Below are 15,059 nucleotides of genomic sequence, written 5' to 3'. Positions count from 1 at the left end.
CCGCCGGTGGCCCTCCCGGCTCACTCCAGGCCGAGCCGCCGCAGCGTCTCCGGCAGCCGGTCGAGCACCGGCTGCGGGGCCGGCCCGCCGAGCGTCGCGCGCAGGTAGAGGCCATCACCGAGCAGGCTGACGATCTCGGCCGTCAGCGGGTCGTCGATGTGCTCGGCCAGCAGTTCCGACCACAGCCGGCACACCTCCACCATCGCCTCGGTGACCCGTGGCTCGCTGCCCACGAGCCGCAGCGCGGCGATCGAGGCGCGGTGGGCCGGTTTCGACATGTCCGCGTCGGTCACCGAGGAGAGCAGGAAGTAGCGCACCACGCCTTCGGGTGCTGTGCGCGCGTACTCCACGTCGGCGGCGGCGAGCCGCAGCAGCCGGTCCAGGAGCCCGTCCAGGAGCGCGTCCTTGGACCCGAAGTGGTAGAGCAGCCCGCCCTTGGAGACGGCGGCGCGCGCGGCGACGGCGTCGAGGGTGACCGCGGCCGAGCCGCTGTCGATGAGGATCTCCTGGTAGGCGTCCAGGATCTGTTCCCGTGATGAGGGCCGTCCCATGGCGCTTGACGATACCGTCCGGACGGTCTACTTTCGACGAGGAGGTAAACTATACCGTCTGGACTGTTCAGAAAGGGATCGTGATCGGCATGGCCGGGGGACGCCGGGACTGGCTCGCGCTCGCGGTGCTGGTGCTGCCGGTGCTGCTGTTGAGCGTGGACATGACGGTACTCGGGTTCGCGCTGCCTTACCTGAGCGAGGACCTCGGCCCGACCGCCGCCGAGCAGCTGTGGATCGTCGACATCTACTCGTTCGTGCTCGGCGGGCTGCTGGTGCTGATGGGGACGCTGGGCGACCGGATCGGCCGGCGGCGGCTGCTGCTCTGCGGTGCGGTGGCGTTCGGCGCGGCGTCGGTGTTCGCGGCGTTCGCGGCCAGCCCGGGCCTGCTCATCGCGGCGCGGGCGCTGCTCGGCGTGGGCGGCGCCACGCTGATGCCCTCGACGCTCGGCCTGATCCGCACGATCTTCACCGACCCCGGCCGGCGGCGGACCGCGATCGCGGTGTGGGGAGCGGGGTTCTCCGGCGGGATGGCGCTGGGCCCGGTGCTCGGCGGCTGGCTGCTGGAGCACTTCTGGTGGGGCTCGGTGTTCCTGATCAACGTGCCGGTGATGCTGGTGCTGCTGGCCCTGGGGCCGGTCCTGCTGCCGGAGGCCCAGGATCCGCGGCCGGGCCGCTTCGACCCGGTGTCCGCGCTGCTCTCGCTGGCCGCGATCCTGCCGGTCGTCTACGGGATCAAGCGGTTCGCCCAGCAGGGCCCCGACGCGCTCGGTGCTCTGGTCGTCGTGGCCGGGGCGCTGCTCGGCGTGGTGTTCGTGCGCCGGCAACGCGCACTGGACGATCCGATGCTGGATCTGCGGCTGTTCCGCGACCGCCGGTTCAGCGCGTCGCTGCTGACCAACATGCTCGGCGTGTTCTCACTGGTCGGGCTGCTGGTCCTGCTGCCACAGCACCTCCAGCTGGTGCTCGGCAGGTCCCCGGTGGTCGCGGCGCTGTGGCTGCTGCCCACCACCGCGGCCGGGATCCTGGGCGCGTTCGCCGCCGCCCGGCTGGCCCGGCACGTGCCGGTGCGATGGCTGGTCGGTGGCGGGCTGCTCGCCGCGGCTGCCGGGTTCGGGGCCCTCGTGGTGACCGGCCTGGACACCGGGCCGGGGGTGCTCGTCACCGCGCTCACGCTGGTCGGGTTCGGCGTGTCGGTGTCCGAGACGCTCACCAACGACCTGATCGTCACCGTGGCCCCGGCCGAGCGCGCCGGTGCCGCCTCCGCGATCTCGGAGACCGGGTTCGAACTCGGCGGTGCGCTCGGCACCGCGGTGCTGGGCAGCATCGCCGCGGCGGTCTACCGGTCCGGTCTGCCGGCCGGGGCGGGGGAGGCGGCCCGGGAGACTCTCGGCGGCGCAGTCGCCGCGGCCGCCGCGCTGCCGCCCGCGCAGGCGGACACCCTGCTGGCTGCCGCGAAGACGGCGTTCGTGCACGGGCTCCAGGTCAGCGCGGTGGCCGGGGCCGTCCTGCTCACCTACACCGCGGTGCAGGCGATGGTGCTGCTGCGGCGCCCGGTGGAAGCCGCCCCGGTGCAGCAGCGCCCGGCCGGGGTTCCGCGCTGACGCCGGCTCAGCGGGTGGTGTGGGCGCCCCCGTTGACGTGCAGCGTCTGCCCGGTGATGTGCCGCGCGCCGGGTGAGGCCAGGAAGAACACCGTCTCGGCGACGTCGGTGGGGTGCCCGGCCCGCCTGTTGTGCGTCGCCGCGATCAGGGCGGCCCGCCGCTCCGCGCCGAGTTTCCCGTGGAAGAAGCCGGTGTCGGCGATGTAGCCGGGCGCGACCAGGTTGGCCGTCACGCCGTGCGGTCCGACTTCCGCCGACAGGCCCGCGGTCCACGCCGCCAGCGCCGCCTTCGCCGCGCCGTAGGAGGACGCGGCGTACTCGGCGCCGATGGAGCCGATGTTGACGATCGAGCCGCCCGGCCGCAGTTTCTCCCGCACGGCGGTGGTGGTGAGCACGGCGCTGAGCAGGTTCGCGTCCAGGTTCGCCCGCCACGCAGCCGCCGTCCGGTCCAGGGCTCCGCCTCCGGTGCCCGGGTCGAGGAGGTCGGTGTTGCCGCCCGCCATGTTGACCACCACGTCCAGTTCCGGGCCGAGCTCGTCGGCCATCCGCGCCACCTGTTCCGGCACGGTGGCATCGCAGGAGATCGGCCGGGCGCCGATCTCGGCCGCCGCGCGCTCCAGTCGCGTCCTGTTCCGCCCGGTGACGACCACGGTGTCCCCGGCCGCGCGGAACCGGGCTGCGACGGCCTTGCCGATGCCGTTGCCGCCACCGGTGACCAGCACGATCCGACTCATGAAGCGTTCCTCCCGTGTTAGATTTAGCGCTAAACATAACAGGGAGGTGGAAGCGTGCCGGAGGACGCCGGTGCCGAGGGCTACCCGATGGCGGAAATCCTGCGCTGGCCCGCGGGGGACATCGCCGCCGCGTGGCGGCGCGAACTGCCCGGGGTGCGCACGGAGTCGATCGAGATCATCACCCCGGTGTGGCGGATCGCGAAGCTGCTCGCCGACGACCGGCGGCGCACCCTGACCGAGCTGGGGATCGATCCGTCCACACTGGACCTGCTGAGCGTGATCCGCCGGGCGGGGCCGCCGTACGAGCTCACCACCCGTGAGATCACCCGGCGCACCCTGGTCACGCCCGGCGCGGTCTCCCAGCGCGTGGCCCGGGCCGAGGAGGCCGGGCTGGTGGCGCGGGCGCCGTCGGCAGCGTCCCGCCGCGCCGTCGCGGTCCGGCTCACCGACGCCGGGCACCGGCTCGTCGAGACCACGGTGCGGCGGCTGCTGGCGCACGAGGCCGACCTGATCGGCGGCCTCGAGCCGGGCGAGCGGGCCGCGCTCACGGCGCTGCTCGCCCGGCTCGAGGAGACACTCCAGCCGCCGGCGCAGTGATCAGGCGGTGCCGGTGAAGGTCCAGACCGCGGTGGCGCCCGGCCCGGCCACGAGGGTCGACCGGCCGATCTGCTCGACGTGCCGCGGCGTGGTCCGGTTCAGCGTGAACACGACTTCCTTCAGCCCGGCCCGGGCGCGCGGCACCGCGTCGTAGCGGATGGTGGTGCCGCCGCCGGTGGCGATGACGCTGCCGCCGGACTGGGTGCGCACCTGGAAACCACCGGCCTTGAGCACCGGCACCATGATGGCCAGGTCTTTCGGGGTGACACCGATGCGGATCGCGGCGATGTCGCGCATCAGGTGGTCGCGGTAGCCGTCCGGGAGGAAGCGCTCCCGGCTGACGTCGTCCGGGGAGCTCGCGGGTTCGGTGCCGCTGCGCGGGTCGGCGAAGTACTCCGGCAGGTACTCCATCGCCCAGCCGTCGAACGCCTCGTACTGCGGCGCGGTCCGCACGGTGTCGAACCACGGCACCGGGACGCCGTCGCCGAAGTCGCGGGTCTGCCGGTAGTCCACCGGGGTGATGCCCTGGTCCTGCAGCCGCTTCCGCACCGTGGCCAGGCCGCCCACCCGCTCGCTGGACAACGCCGTGCCCGCCGCGCCGAACTGCCCGTCCGGACCCGGCAGGTCGCCGACGCCGAACAACTCGAGGTAGGTCTCCCGGCCCCGGAGGTACCGGCCGGTCCAGGTCGCGCCACCGCCGCTGGTGGTGCGGACCTCGAAGTTGGCGAACTCCCGCAGGTAGGTGGAGTGCTCGATCGCGTCTGCCGTCGGTCTGTCCAGCACGTCGTAGGCGTGGTTGTAGAAGAGCAGTTGCGCCGCCCGGCCGGCCTCGTCCGCCTGGGCCGCACCGGGCACGACGGCCGCCCCGGTGACGGTGAGAGCGAGCACGGCGAGCGCCCGCCGGAAACGCGATGACGTGGTCATGGCCGGAAGTCAACCGGGGCCGGTCAACCAGGCCGGCGACCTCACCCCCGGGGACTGCGCGGGTCCGTCCCCATCCGGCGGCAACGTGCCTCGCCGATTGGACAATCTGCACAGTACGAGTGCGGCAAGACCCGTCAGATCGTGCAGAGTGATCAGCCGCGATACCGAGACTTGCACAGCGCGGAGTCCGCCCCGCACTCTTCCCAGCATGCAGGAACGTGATCCCCGTGATCTCCGGGAGCTCCACCGGCTCATGCTGGTGGCACGCCGCCTCGACGAAGAGGCCATCGCGCTGCAGCGCCAGGGCGTGCTGCCCGGCTACGCACCCGCCCAGGGGCAGGAGGCCGCCCAGGTGGGCAGCGCGGCGGCCCTGGACCCGGCCCGCGATTTCGCCTTCCCCGGCTACCGCGACCTCGGGGCCGCCGTCGCGCTGGGGGTCGACCTCGTCGCCTACCTGGCCACCCACCTCGGCATCTGGCACGGCGGCCTCTACGACCCCCAGGCATCCCGGCTGGCGCCGTTCAACGCGGTCGTCGGCGGCCCCGTGACGCACGCGGTGGGCTGGGCCATGGGTGCCAAGCTGGACGGCACCGGCGGCGCCGCGATCACCTACTTCGGCGACGGTGCCAGCTCGCAGGGCGACGTGCACGAGGCGATGAACTTCGCCGGTGTCTACCGGCTGCCGGTGATCTTCTTCTGCCAGAACAACGGCTGGGCGATCTCGGTGCCCACCGGGCGCCAGGTCGCCGGCGGCTCGGTGGCCGCCCGGGCGGCCGGGTACGGGATCGAGGGGCACCGCGTGGACGGCAACGACGTGGTCGCCGTGTTCGAGGCGACCCGCGCGGCGCTGGACCGCGCCCGCGACGGCGGCGGCCCGACGGTGATCGAGGCGATGACCTACCGGATGGGCCCGCACTCCACTTCGGACGATCCCGGCCGCTACCGCGCCCTCGCCGACGAGCAGGCGTGGGCCGCCCGCGACCCGCTCACCCGGGCCGCCGCGCAGCTTCCCGCCGACGCGGTCACCGCCGCCGAGGAGCACGCCGCTGCCGTGGTGCGCGAGGTCCGGGAGGGGTTGTGCGCGCTGGACGCGCCCCCGGCCGACGAGCTCTTCTCGTTCGTCTACCGCGAGCCCACCAAGGCCCTGCTGGAGCAGCAGCGGGCGTGGAAGGAGACCCTCGATGTCTGAGCTGTCCGCGCCGGCCGAGCTGTCCCTGCAGCAGGCCCTCAACCTCGCCCTGCGGCACGCCTGTGAGGACGACGACCGGGTGCTGGTGTTCGGCCAGGACGTGGGCACGCTCGGCGGGGTGTTCCGGGTGACCGACGGGCTGCAGGACAAGTTCGGCGAGCACCGGGTGTTCGACACCCCGCTGGCCGAGTCCGCGATCATGGGCATGGCCGTCGGGCTCGCGATGCACGGCTGGCGGCCGGTACCGGAGATCCAGTTCGACGGCTTCAGCTATCCGGCGATCGACCAGATCGTCAACCAGGTCGCGCGCATGCACTACCGCAGCCGCGGTGTGCTGAACATGCCGATCACCCTGCGCCTGCCCAGCTTCGGCGGCATCCGCGCGCCGGAGCACCACGGCGAGAGCCTGGAGGCGCTGTTCGCGCACGTGCCCGGGCTGAAGGTGGTGTCGCCCGCCGGCGCGAGCGAGGGGTACCACCTGCTGCGGCAGGCGATCGCCGATCCGGACCCGGTGATCTTCCTCGAACCGAAGGCCCGGTACTGGCACCGCGAGTCGTTCGACCCCACCGCCGAGGTGACCATGCCGCCGGCAGGCACCAGCCGGATCGCGCGCCCCGGCCGGCACGCCACGCTCATCGCGTGGGGTGCGATGGTCGCCCGCTGCCTGCAGGTCGCCGAGCTCGCCGCGGAGGACGGCGTCGAACTCGAGGTGCTCGACCTGCGCTGGCTCAAGCCGATCGACGCCGACGGCCTGGCCGCCTCGGTCGCGCGCACCCGCCGCGCGGTGGTGGTGCACGAGGCGCCGCTGACCGCCGGGCTCGGTGCCGAGGTGGCCGCGCTCGTCACCGAGCGCTGCTTCGCCGACCTGCGCGCCCCGGTGCAGCGCGTCACCGGGTTCGACGTGCCCTACCCGTCCGGTGCGCTGGAGGACGAGTACCTGCCCACCCCGGACCGCATCCTGGCCGCCGTCCAGACCACTTTGGAGTACCGCCGTGGCTGAAGTGACCTTCCCGCTGCCCGATCTCGGCGAGGGCCTGATCAGCGCCCGCGTGCTGGAATGGCTGGTCGCCGAGGGCGACTGGGTGGAGCGCAACGCACCGCTGGTCGAGCTGGAGACCACCAAGTCCGCGGTGGAGATCCCCTCACCGCAGTCCGGCCGGGTCGCGCGCCTGCACGTCGGTGCGGACGAGGAGCTGGCGGTGGGCGAGCCGCTGGTCACCTTCACCGTCGACGACGACCGGGCGGGGATCGTCGGCACCGTGCCCCAGGAGCGGAAACCGCAGCGGCGGGTCCGCCTGAGCCTGCCGGAGGACTAGACCGTGTTCGCCACCGCCGACGACGGGGTGAAGATCTCCTACGACGTCGCCGCCGGACCACGGCCGGTGCTGCTGATCCACGGGTTCGCCTCGGACAGCGAGAGCACCTGGGTGCGCACCGGCTGGGTGCGCGCCCTGGCCGGCCGCGGTCACGTGCTGGTCGACCTGCGTGGTCACGGGCGCAGTGACCGGCCGCCGTCCGGGTACTCGCCGGAGATCCTGGCGCGGGACGTCCTCGCGGTGCTCGACGAGACGGGGCTGTCCACAGTGGATGCGGTCGGCTACTCGATGGGCGCGCTGGTGGGCTGGACGGTGGCGCGGCTCGCGCCCGGCCGGATCGGCCGGCTCGTTCTCGGCGGTGCCGGCGGGCAGCCCGCCGGGGCGTCGTCCATGCGGCGGGTGGCCGAGGCCCTCTCCGGCGGCGACCTGCAGGCGTGCATCGACGGGATGGCCGGTCACCGGCTGGACGGCCCGCCACCCGTTCCGGTGCTGTTCGCCGCCGGTGAGCAGGACGAGATCGCCGCGGACGCGCCGGAGTTCGCCGCCCGGCTCGGCGCGCCGTTCGTGTCCCTGGGGCGGCGCACCCACTTCAACGCCGTGTCCAGCCGCGCGTTCAAGGAGGCCGCGATCGGGTTCTTCGACAACGCGCCCGGCGGGCCGGGTGCGGCGCCGGGCGGCTGACGCAGCCGTGCGGTGCCGCCCGGCCCTGCGGGCGCCGTGCAGTCCGGTTCGGGCCGGGCGCCGGTGCGGTAGCGTGCCGCCGTGGATCACTTCTCGCGCTCGTGGCCGGCGTTGCGGGCCGCGGTCGCCGGGCTCGCGGACGACGACTTCGCCCGCCCGTCCGGCTGCGCCCGGTGGCTCGTCCGGGACCTGGTGTGCCATCTGGTCATCGACGCCCAGGACGTCCTCATCACGCTCGCCACGCCCGTCGAGGAGGAACCGTCCCGCGACCAGGTGACCTACTGGGAGGTGACCGCCACCCTGCCCACCGGGGAGGATCCGCTCGACGCGCTGACCGTCCGGCTGGCGGCTGCGTACCAGGAGCCAGCGCTGCTGAAGTTCCACCTCGAGGACGTCGGGTCCGCCGCGGGCCGCGCCGCGGCGCTGGCCGATCCCGCCCAGCCGGTACGGACCCGCGGCTTCGTCCTGACCACCGGCGACTACTTGTCCGCCTACGTCCTGGAGTGGACGCTGCACCACCTCGACCTCGTCGCGCACCTGCCGCACGTACCCGGACCGCCGGCGGACGGGCTCGCCCGGTCGCGGGAGATGCTGGAGAGGATCGCCGGGTTCGCGTTCCCCGCCGCGTGGCCGGACGCCGACGCGCTGCGGATCGGCACCGGGCGACGTGCCCCGGGGGACGCCGAGCGGGCCGCACTCGGGCCGCTGGCCGGGCCGCTGGCCGGGCGGCTGCCGGTCGTCCTCGGATGACGGCCGTGGACATCGGCGTGGTGCTGCCGCGCGATCTGCCCGCGGCGGAGATCGTGCCGTTCGCCCGGCGCGCCGAGGAACTCGGGTTCGGCGAGCTGTGGGTGGTGGAGGATCTCGGGTTCCACGGTGGGATCGCGCAGGCCGCGACGGTGCTCGCCGTGACCGGGCGGATCCGGGTCGGGATCGGGATCCTCCCCGCGGGCGCCCGTTCCGTCGCGTTCACGGCGATGGAGTTCGCGACGCTGGCCCGCCTCCACCCCGGGCGCGTCGTCGCCGGGATCGGGCACGGGATGCCGGACTGGATGCGGCAGGCCGGGGCGTGGCCGGCGAGCCCGCTGACCCTGTTCACGGAGTACGCCCGGGCGCTGACCGCACTGCTGCGCGGGGAACGCGTGCGGGTGGCAGGCCGGTACGTCCGCCTCGACGGGGTCGCCCTGGAATCACCGCCGGACGTCGTGCCGCCGGTGCTGGCCGGGGTGCGCGGCCCGAAATCGCTGGCGGTGGCGGGTGCGGAACTGGACGGGGTGATCCTCGCCGAACCGGCCCCCGCGGCGTACGTCGCCGCGGCGCGGCGATTCCTGCCCGCGGACGCCCGGGTGGTGGCCTTCGAGCACGCCGCGGTGCACGACGACGCCGACACCGCGCGGGCGCTGGTCCGGCCGCGGCTGGACGGGGTCGCGGATCCGGCGTTGTCGGCGCACGTCGAGTCGCTGCCCTTCGCCGCCGAACTGCGTGCCCTGGCCGGACGCGCATCCGGGACCGTCGCTGGCGCGCTGCGGCCGGAGTGGGTCGACGCCCTCACGCTGGCCGGACCCGCGCCGGCGCTGCGGCGGCGGATCGGCGCTCTCGGCGCGGCGGGAGCCACGTCGGTGGTGCTGATCCCGGTCGCGCCGGACCCGCCGGCCGCACTCGGCTCCCTGGCCGCGGTGCTCCCGGTGAGCCGGGGATAGCCTGGCGGGGTGCGTGAACTGGCCGCCGTGGTGCTCGCGGGTGGCGCCGCCAGCCGGATGTCCGGTGTGGACAAGGCCATGCTGGTCGTGGGCGGGACGCCGTTGCTGCACCGCGTGCTCGCGGCGGTGGCCGGTGCCGACCCGGTCGTCGTCGTCGGACCGGAACGGGCCGGGACGTCCGGGGTGCTCTGGACGCGCGAGGAACCGCCCGGCGGTGGCCCGGTCGCGGCGCTCGCGGCGGGCCTGCGGCATGTGGGATCGCCACGGGTCGCCGTGCTGGCCGGGGACCTGGCCGGGATCACCGCGTCCACCGTGGACCGCCTCGCGGCGGCTGTCGGGCAGGCCGACGGCGCGGTGCTCACCGAGTCCGGTCACCGCCAGTGGCTCATCGGGGTGTGGCGCAGCGCGAGCCTGCGCGCCGCGCTGCCCGCCCAGCCGCACGGGGCCGCCCTGCGCCGGGTGCTCGCGGGGCTGACGATCGCCGACGTGCCGGCGATCCCCGGGGAGAGCGCGGACGTCGACACGCCCGGGGACCTGGATCGCCTGACCTGACGCCGGACCGCGGCGACGCAGCTCACAGCCGTCACACCGGTGAGCGCGTTGACTACCGTGGCGACTCTCCGTGCCCGGCCGGCTAGTACGGTCGCAGCGCGAGAGGTGAACGTGAGCGAGGAGGGAACCGTGACCGAGCCCCGCTACCCGGAGGGCGCGAACGGGCAACAGCAGCAGGCAACCCCCGCGCGGGACGCACAGCTGCTGGAGCGCACCGTGTTCGAGGTGAAGCGGGTGATCGTCGGGCAGGACCGGCTCGTCGAGCGCCTCCTGGTGGGCCTGCTCGCGAAGGGCCACCTGCTCCTGGAGGGCGTTCCCGGGGTGGCCAAGACGCTGGCGGTGGAGACCCTCGCCCGGGTGGTCGGCGGCTCGTTCTCGCGCGTGCAGTTCACCCCCGACCTGGTGCCCGCCGACATCCTCGGCACCCGCATCTACCGGCAGGGCAGCGAGAAGTTCGACGTCGAGCTCGGCCCGGTGGTCGCGAACTTCGTGCTGGCCGACGAGATCAACCGGGCGCCGGCCAAGGTGCAGTCGGCGATGCTCGAGGTGATGGCCGAGCGGCACGTGTCCATCGGCGGCAAGACCTTCCCGATGCCCGACCCGTTCCTCGTGCTGGCCACCCAGAACCCGATCGAGAACGAGGGCGTCTACCCGCTGCCCGAGGCGCAGCGCGACCGGTTCCTGTTCAAGATCATCGTGGACTACCCCTCCGCCGAGGAGGAGCGCGAGATCATCTACCGGATGGGCGTGACGCCCCCGGAGCCGCACGAGGTGCTCAGCCCGGGCGAGCTGGTGCGGCTGCAGGAGGTCGCGTCGAAGGTGTTCGTGCACCACTCGCTCGTCGACTACGTCGTGCGCCTGGTGCTGGCCACCCGCACCCCGGCCGAGCACGGCCTCACCGACGTCGCCGGCTGGGTGTCCTACGGTGCCTCCCCGCGCGCCAGCCTGGGCATCATCGCCGCCGCCCGCGCGCTCGCGCTGGTCCGCGGCCGCGATTACGTGCTGCCGCAGGACGTGGTGGACGTCGTGCCGGACGTGCTGCGGCACCGGCTCGTGCTGTCCTACGACGCGCTCGCCGACGCGGTGCCGCTGGACCACATCATCACCCGGGTGCTGCAGACCGTGCCGCTGCCGCAGGTCTCCGCCCGCCCGGAGGGCCAGCCGGTGCCGAGCGGAATCCCGGGGCGGTAGTGGCCAGGTCTGCCAACACCGGCGACGGCCGGCCCGCGTGGGCGCCGCCCGTGCTCCGCGGGGAACGGCTGGACGCCGGCCTGCGCATGCTCGAACTCGAGGTGCGCCGCCGCCTGGACGGCCTGCTGCAGGGCAACCACCTCGGCCTGGTGCCCGGCCCCGGGTCGGAGCCGGGGGAGGCGCGGCCCTACCAGCCGGGTGACGACGTGCGCCGGATGGACTGGGCGGTCACCGCCCGCACCACCGAGCCGCACATCCGGGAAACGGTCGCCGACCGCGAGCTGGAAACCTGGGTGGCCGCGGACCTGTCGGCGAGCCTGGACTTCGGCACCGCGCTGTCGGAGAAGCGGGACCTGGTGGTGTGCGCGGTCGCCGCGATCGCGCACCTGACCGGCGGTGGGGGCAACCGGCTCGGCGCGGTGTTCGCCAACGGCGAGCGGACCGAGCGGATCCCGGCCCGCGGCGGCCGTGCCCACGCGCGCAACCTGCTGCGCCGGATCGCCGAGACGCCGCGCGCGCCCGAGGGTACCCGCGGTGATCTCGCCGCCATGATCGAGCAGCTGCGCCGGCCGCCGCGCCGCCGCGGGCTGGTCGTGGTGGTGTCGGACTTCCTCGGCGGCACCGAGTGGCAGCGGCCGCTGCGTGCGCTGTCCGCGCGGCACGACCTCATCGGCATCGAGGTGCTCGACCCGCGTGACGTCGACCTGCCCGAGGTGGGCACGATCGTGCTGGCCGACCCGGAGACGGGCAAGCAGCGTGAGGTGCGGGCCTCGGCGTTGCTGCGCCGTGAGTTCGCGGCGGCCGCGCAGGCGCACCGGGAGCAGGTGGCGCGGGCGCTGCGGCAGGCGGGAGCCGCGCACCTGGTGCTGCGCACGGATTCCGACTGGATCGCCGACACGGTGCGCTTCGTGGTGGCCCGCAAGCGGCGGTGGAGCGGGGGTGCGGCATGAGCGTCTCCGGATTCGCCGCCCCCTGGTGGTTCCTGCTGCTGTTCGTGGTCGCCGCGGTGGCGGTCGGCTACGTGCTGGCGCAGCGCGCCCGGCGGCGCCGCACCCTGCGGTTCGCCAACCTGGAGCTGCTCGACCGGATCGCGCCCCGCTCGCAGGGCTGGCCGCGGCACGTGCCGGCCGCGTTGATCGTGCTGTCGCTGCTGCTGCTGACCGTGGGGCTGGCCGGCCCGACCGCCGAGCAGAAGGTGCCGCGCAACCGGGCCACCGTGATGCTGGTGATGGACGTGTCGCTGTCGATGGAGGCCACCGACGTCAAGCCGTCGCGGATCAAGGCGGCGCAGGACGCGGCGACCCAGTTCGCGCAGGGCCTCACGCCGGGCATCAACCTGGGGCTGGTGTCGTTCGCCGGCACCGCCACCGTGCTGGTCGCGCCGACCACGCAGCGGCAGAGCGTGGTCACCGCGATCGACAACCTCAAGCTGGCCCAGTCGACGGCGACCGGCGAGGGTATCTACGCGGCGCTCCAGTCGATCCAGGGGTTCTCCGCGGTGGTCGGCGGCGCGGACGGGCCGCCGCCGGCGCGGGTCGTGCTGATGAGCGACGGCAAGCAGACCGTGCCGGACGACCTGTACGCGCCGCGCGGGGCGTTCACCGCCGCGCAGGAGGCGCGCAAGGAGCAGGTGCCGATCTCCACGATCTCGTTCGGCACCAGCCACGGCACGGTCGAGATCGACGGCCGCGAGGTGCCGGTGGACGTCGACGACGGCTCGCTGCAGGAGGTCGCGCGGCTGTCCGACGGGCAGTTCTACCAGGCCGGCTCGGCCGAGCAGCTCAAGCAGGTCTACGCCGACCTCGGCGAGCAGATCGGCTACGAGATGAAGGAGGCCGACGCGAGCCGCCCGTGGGTGCTGCTCGGCACGCTCGCCCTCGTCGCCGCGGCCGGGACGGCGCTGTTCGTGGGTCAACGGCTGCCCTGACGGGTGTGGTGTCCGGCCCGGCCGGGTATGCGCCTGCCGGGAGATCCGAACAGGGAGGCGTGATGAAGGAACACGAGATCATCGCGGCCGTGCGCCGCACCGCGGGGCTGGCCGACGCCGGGCACGCGGAGGCGGCCACCCGGGCCACACTGACCGTGCTGGGGCAGCGGCTGGCCGGCGGTGAGCCGGGCGACCTGGCCGGGCAGCTGCCCGCCGGGATCAGGGAAGCGCTGCCGGAGACCGGCGAAGGCGCCTCGTTCGGCGTCGAGGAGTTCTACCGCCGCGTGATGGACGCCGAAGGTCACGGCTGCACGCAGGACGGCGCCCGCGAGCACGCCCGGGCGGTGATCGCCGCGCTCAAGGCCGGCGTGAGCCAGGGCGAGTTCGACCACCTCGAACAGCAGCTGCCTGCCGACTACCGGAACGACCTGCTCTCCACCGCCCCGGTGGACCAGCACCGTTAGCGGCCGCCGGTGAACCCGTGCTGGCGCCACGCCTCGAAAACCGCGATGGCCGCGGTGTTCGCGAGGTTGAGCGAGCGCACGCCCGGCCGCATCGGCACCCGCACGCGGTCGGTGACCTGGGGCGCGTCCTGCACGGCGGGCGGCAGGCCGGTGGATTCCGGTCCGAACAGCAGCACGTCACCCGGCTGGTAGGCCACGTCGGTGTACCACCGGGTGGCGCCGGCGCTGAACGCGTAGACCTTCGCCGGCAGCAGCGCCCGCCACGCGCTGTCCAGGTCCGGGTGCACGTGCACGTCGGCCAGGTCGTGGTAGTCCAGTCCGGCCCGGCGCAGGTGCTTGTCCTCCAACGCGAACCCCAGCGGTTCGACGAGGTGCAGCTGGCAGCCGGTGTTGGCGGCGAGCCGGATCGCGTTGCCCGTGTTGGGCGGGATTTCCGGCTGGTAGAAGAGAATCCGAAACATCGGAGTTGATCGTGTCCGTTCACCCGTGGTTCGCGCGTCCTGGTGCGCCCATCCCATCACAGCGCGGGGACGGGCCCGAACCACGCCACCGGCGGGTCAGGAGCGCTGCGCGGGCCGCCGGGCGAGGACGAACGCCTGCGGGGTCGTTTCCGGGAACGGGCCGTCCTCGTCGGGTGCGCGCTCGAGCCGGGCACGCACCTGAAGGCCCGCTTCGGCGAGCAGTGCGGCGACCTCGGGCACCCGCTGGGGGTGGAAGTCCAGGCTCACCCGGTGCCCGCCCACCTCGTCGCGGTGCACGGTATCGTCGCCGACCTGGAACGCCAGTTGCAGGTATCCGCCCGGGGCGAGGACCCGGCGGAACCCGGCGAGCACCGCGGGCAGCGCCTCCGGCGGGACGTGGATGATCGAGTACCAGGCCACCAGGCCGCCGAGGCTGCCCTCGGGCAGGTCGAGCGCGGTCATCGAGCCGACCTCGAAGCGGATGCCCGGGTGGTTCCGGCGGGCCACCGCGATCATCTCCGGGGACAGGTCGATGCCGGACGCGTCCACGCCGAGGCCGCGCAGGTACGCGGTGATCCGCCCGGAACCGCAGCCGACGTCGGCCACCGGACCGTCGGCCAGCTCGGCGAAGGCGGCCAGGACCGCGCGGTCGAGCGGTTTGCTCGCCAGCTCGTCGCGGATCCACTCGGCGAAGTCCCCGGCGAGGGCGTCGTAGGCTGCGCGGGTGTCCCGCACGAAACCGGGCTCGGTCACGTGTGCGCCTCGAGCTTCGCGCGCACGTCCTGCGGGGGCGCGGCCTTGGTGAGCGCGGTCGCGTCCACAAACACGTACCGGTTGGTGCCGGTGGCGATCAGCTCCGCGCCGCGGCGGACCGTGAACCCGAGGATCATCGAGGTGGTGCCGAGGTGGTCGATCACGACCTCGACGACCAGCTCCTCGTCGAAGCGGCTCGGCGCGTGGTAGCGCAGGTTCGACTCGGCCACCACGACGTCCACGCCGCGATCGCGCACCGCGTCGTAGGAGCCGAAAACCGCTTTGAAGAACTCGAACGACGCCATGTCGAAGTAGGCCAGGTAGTGCGCGTTGAACACGATTCCCTGCGGGTCGCACTCGTGGAAGCGGACGCGCAGCGGCATCGCCACGACCGGCGGGCGGGACTGGGTCACGGGTGG

At 73.9% G+C, this 15,059-nt stretch carries 19 protein-coding genes; 13 read left to right on the top strand and 6 right to left on the bottom strand.

The genetic code is table 11. The features are described 5' to 3' along the window. Nucleotides 1–20: 20 nt before the first annotated feature. Nucleotides 21–551, bottom strand: coding sequence for a TetR/AcrR family transcriptional regulator (locus tag FHX46_RS15480; protein WP_167115023.1), 531 nt, complete (start codon nucleotides 549–551; stop codon nucleotides 21–23). An 89-nt stretch (nucleotides 552–640) separates the two neighbouring features. Between FHX46_RS15480 and FHX46_RS15475 the strand changes: the two genes are divergently transcribed. After that, entirely contained in the window at nucleotides 641–2,152 is a 1,512-nt protein-coding gene (locus FHX46_RS15475) for an MFS transporter (RefSeq protein ID WP_167115019.1), read from the top strand. 7 nt (nucleotides 2,153–2,159) lie between these two features. Here the strand turns inward: FHX46_RS15475 and FHX46_RS15470 are convergent, their stop codons facing one another. Then, the gene (locus tag FHX46_RS15470; RefSeq protein WP_167115017.1) at nucleotides 2,160–2,885 is read right to left on the bottom strand and encodes an SDR family NAD(P)-dependent oxidoreductase; all 726 of its coding nucleotides are present in this window, start codon (nucleotides 2,883–2,885) and stop codon (nucleotides 2,160–2,162) included. A gap of 54 nt (nucleotides 2,886–2,939) precedes the next feature. On the opposite strand from FHX46_RS15470, the gene FHX46_RS15465 reads away from it, so the two are divergent. Beyond that, nucleotides 2,940–3,482 carry a MarR family winged helix-turn-helix transcriptional regulator gene (locus FHX46_RS15465; protein ID WP_313886150.1) on the top strand — a complete coding sequence of 181 codons (543 nt, stop codon included), beginning with the start codon at nucleotides 2,940–2,942 and terminating at the stop codon, nucleotides 3,480–3,482. Here the strand turns inward: FHX46_RS15465 and FHX46_RS15460 are convergent, their stop codons facing one another. After that, on the bottom strand, nucleotides 3,483–4,406 hold the full coding sequence (locus FHX46_RS15460) for a DUF5829 family protein (protein WP_167115015.1): 924 nt from the start codon (nucleotides 4,404–4,406) through the stop codon (nucleotides 3,483–3,485). Between the two features lie 208 nt (nucleotides 4,407–4,614). Between FHX46_RS15460 and FHX46_RS15455 the strand changes: the two genes are divergently transcribed. The 11 genes from FHX46_RS15455 (at nucleotide 4,615) to FHX46_RS15405 (ending at nucleotide 13,426) form a co-directional block, all read left to right on the top strand. Continuing rightward, nucleotides 4,615–5,595, top strand: a complete 981-nt coding sequence (locus tag FHX46_RS15455; RefSeq protein WP_167115012.1) for a thiamine pyrophosphate-dependent enzyme — start codon at nucleotides 4,615–4,617, stop codon at nucleotides 5,593–5,595. After that, nucleotides 5,588–6,595, top strand: a complete 1,008-nt coding sequence (locus FHX46_RS15450) for an alpha-ketoacid dehydrogenase subunit beta (protein ID WP_167115009.1) — start codon at nucleotides 5,588–5,590, stop codon at nucleotides 6,593–6,595. Before FHX46_RS15455 ends, FHX46_RS15450 begins: the two co-directional genes overlap by 8 nt. Then, nucleotides 6,588–6,911, top strand: coding sequence for a biotin/lipoyl-containing protein (locus FHX46_RS15445; RefSeq protein ID WP_167115006.1), 324 nt, complete (start codon nucleotides 6,588–6,590; stop codon nucleotides 6,909–6,911). Before FHX46_RS15450 ends, FHX46_RS15445 begins: the two co-directional genes overlap by 8 nt. Nucleotides 6,912–6,914: 3 nt before the next feature. After that, nucleotides 6,915–7,592 (top strand): alpha/beta fold hydrolase, encoded by a 678-nt coding sequence (locus tag FHX46_RS15440; protein WP_167115003.1) that lies wholly within the window; start codon nucleotides 6,915–6,917, stop codon nucleotides 7,590–7,592. A gap of 81 nt (nucleotides 7,593–7,673) precedes the next feature. Further along, on the top strand, nucleotides 7,674–8,342 hold the full coding sequence (locus tag FHX46_RS15435; RefSeq protein ID WP_167115000.1) for a maleylpyruvate isomerase N-terminal domain-containing protein: 669 nt from the start codon (nucleotides 7,674–7,676) through the stop codon (nucleotides 8,340–8,342). After that, nucleotides 8,339–9,292, top strand: a complete 954-nt coding sequence (locus FHX46_RS15430) for an LLM class flavin-dependent oxidoreductase (protein ID WP_167114997.1) — start codon at nucleotides 8,339–8,341, stop codon at nucleotides 9,290–9,292. The genes FHX46_RS15435 and FHX46_RS15430 overlap by 4 nt, the downstream gene beginning before the upstream one ends. A gap of 57 nt (nucleotides 9,293–9,349) precedes the next feature. Then, nucleotides 9,350–9,844 (top strand): molybdenum cofactor guanylyltransferase, encoded by a 495-nt coding sequence (gene mobA, locus FHX46_RS15425; protein ID WP_167121487.1) that lies wholly within the window; start codon nucleotides 9,350–9,352, stop codon nucleotides 9,842–9,844. 129 nt (nucleotides 9,845–9,973) lie between these two features. Beyond that, a complete protein-coding gene (locus tag FHX46_RS15420; protein ID WP_167114994.1) occupies nucleotides 9,974–11,035 on the top strand; it encodes an AAA family ATPase in 1,062 nt (353 codons plus the stop codon). Further along, nucleotides 11,035–11,985, top strand: a complete 951-nt coding sequence (locus FHX46_RS15415; protein WP_167114991.1) for a DUF58 domain-containing protein — start codon at nucleotides 11,035–11,037, stop codon at nucleotides 11,983–11,985. The genes FHX46_RS15420 and FHX46_RS15415 overlap by 1 nt, the downstream gene beginning before the upstream one ends. Beyond that, a complete protein-coding gene (locus FHX46_RS15410) occupies nucleotides 11,982–12,962 on the top strand; it encodes a VWA domain-containing protein (protein WP_167114988.1) in 981 nt (326 codons plus the stop codon). The genes FHX46_RS15415 and FHX46_RS15410 overlap by 4 nt, the downstream gene beginning before the upstream one ends. A gap of 62 nt (nucleotides 12,963–13,024) precedes the next feature. Continuing rightward, nucleotides 13,025–13,426, top strand: a complete 402-nt coding sequence (locus tag FHX46_RS15405; RefSeq protein WP_167114985.1) for a DUF2267 domain-containing protein — start codon at nucleotides 13,025–13,027, stop codon at nucleotides 13,424–13,426. Here the strand turns inward: FHX46_RS15405 and FHX46_RS15400 are convergent. The 3 genes from FHX46_RS15400 to FHX46_RS15390 form a co-directional block, all read right to left on the bottom strand. Continuing rightward, nucleotides 13,423–13,887 carry a tRNA (cytidine(34)-2'-O)-methyltransferase gene (locus FHX46_RS15400; protein WP_167114981.1) on the bottom strand — a complete coding sequence of 155 codons (465 nt, stop codon included), beginning with the start codon at nucleotides 13,885–13,887 and terminating at the stop codon, nucleotides 13,423–13,425. The genes FHX46_RS15405 and FHX46_RS15400 overlap by 4 nt on opposite strands. Nucleotides 13,888–13,983: 96 nt before the next feature. Next, complete coding sequence (locus FHX46_RS15395) at nucleotides 13,984–14,640, bottom strand: class I SAM-dependent DNA methyltransferase (protein WP_167114978.1); 657 nt, start codon at nucleotides 14,638–14,640, stop codon at nucleotides 13,984–13,986. Then, nucleotides 14,637–15,053, bottom strand: a complete 417-nt coding sequence (locus FHX46_RS15390) for an acyl-CoA thioesterase (protein ID WP_167114975.1) — start codon at nucleotides 15,051–15,053, stop codon at nucleotides 14,637–14,639. Before FHX46_RS15390 ends, FHX46_RS15395 begins: the two co-directional genes overlap by 4 nt. Between the last annotated feature and the right edge of the window lie 6 nt (nucleotides 15,054–15,059).

It is taken from the genome of Amycolatopsis viridis (genome assembly GCF_011758765.1).
Taxonomy (GTDB): Bacteria; Actinomycetota; Actinomycetes; order Mycobacteriales; family Pseudonocardiaceae; genus Amycolatopsis_E; species Amycolatopsis_E viridis.
The sequence above is the reverse complement of the archived record's forward strand: the minus strand, read 5'-3'. Positions and strand labels throughout refer to the sequence as shown.

Bases quoted from the DNA above. Each gene is read 5' to 3' on its own strand.
- FHX46_RS15470 (WP_167115017.1), bottom strand. From the start codon at position 2,885: ATGAGTCGGATCGTGCTGGTCACCGGTGGCGGCAACGGCATCGGCAAG.
- FHX46_RS15410 (WP_167114988.1), top strand. From the start codon at position 11,982: ATGAGCGTCTCCGGATTCGCCGCCCCCTGGTGGTTCCTGCTGCTGTTC.
- FHX46_RS15475 (WP_167115019.1), top strand. From the start codon at position 641: ATGGCCGGGGGACGCCGGGACTGGCTCGCGCTCGCGGTGCTGGTGCTG.
- FHX46_RS15400 (WP_167114981.1), bottom strand. From the start codon at position 13,887: ATGTTTCGGATTCTCTTCTACCAGCCGGAAATCCCGCCCAACACGGGC.
- FHX46_RS15430 (WP_167114997.1), top strand. From the start codon at position 8,339: ATGACGGCCGTGGACATCGGCGTGGTGCTGCCGCGCGATCTGCCCGCG.
- FHX46_RS15460 (WP_167115015.1), bottom strand. From the start codon at position 4,406: ATGACCACGTCATCGCGTTTCCGGCGGGCGCTCGCCGTGCTCGCTCTC.
- mobA (WP_167121487.1), top strand. From the start codon at position 9,350: ATGTCCGGTGTGGACAAGGCCATGCTGGTCGTGGGCGGGACGCCGTTG.
- FHX46_RS15480 (WP_167115023.1), bottom strand. From the start codon at position 551: ATGGGACGGCCCTCATCACGGGAACAGATCCTGGACGCCTACCAGGAG.
- FHX46_RS15455 (WP_167115012.1), top strand. From the start codon at position 4,615: ATGCAGGAACGTGATCCCCGTGATCTCCGGGAGCTCCACCGGCTCATG.
- FHX46_RS15450 (WP_167115009.1), top strand. From the start codon at position 5,588: ATGTCTGAGCTGTCCGCGCCGGCCGAGCTGTCCCTGCAGCAGGCCCTC.
- FHX46_RS15405 (WP_167114985.1), top strand. From the start codon at position 13,025: ATGAAGGAACACGAGATCATCGCGGCCGTGCGCCGCACCGCGGGGCTG.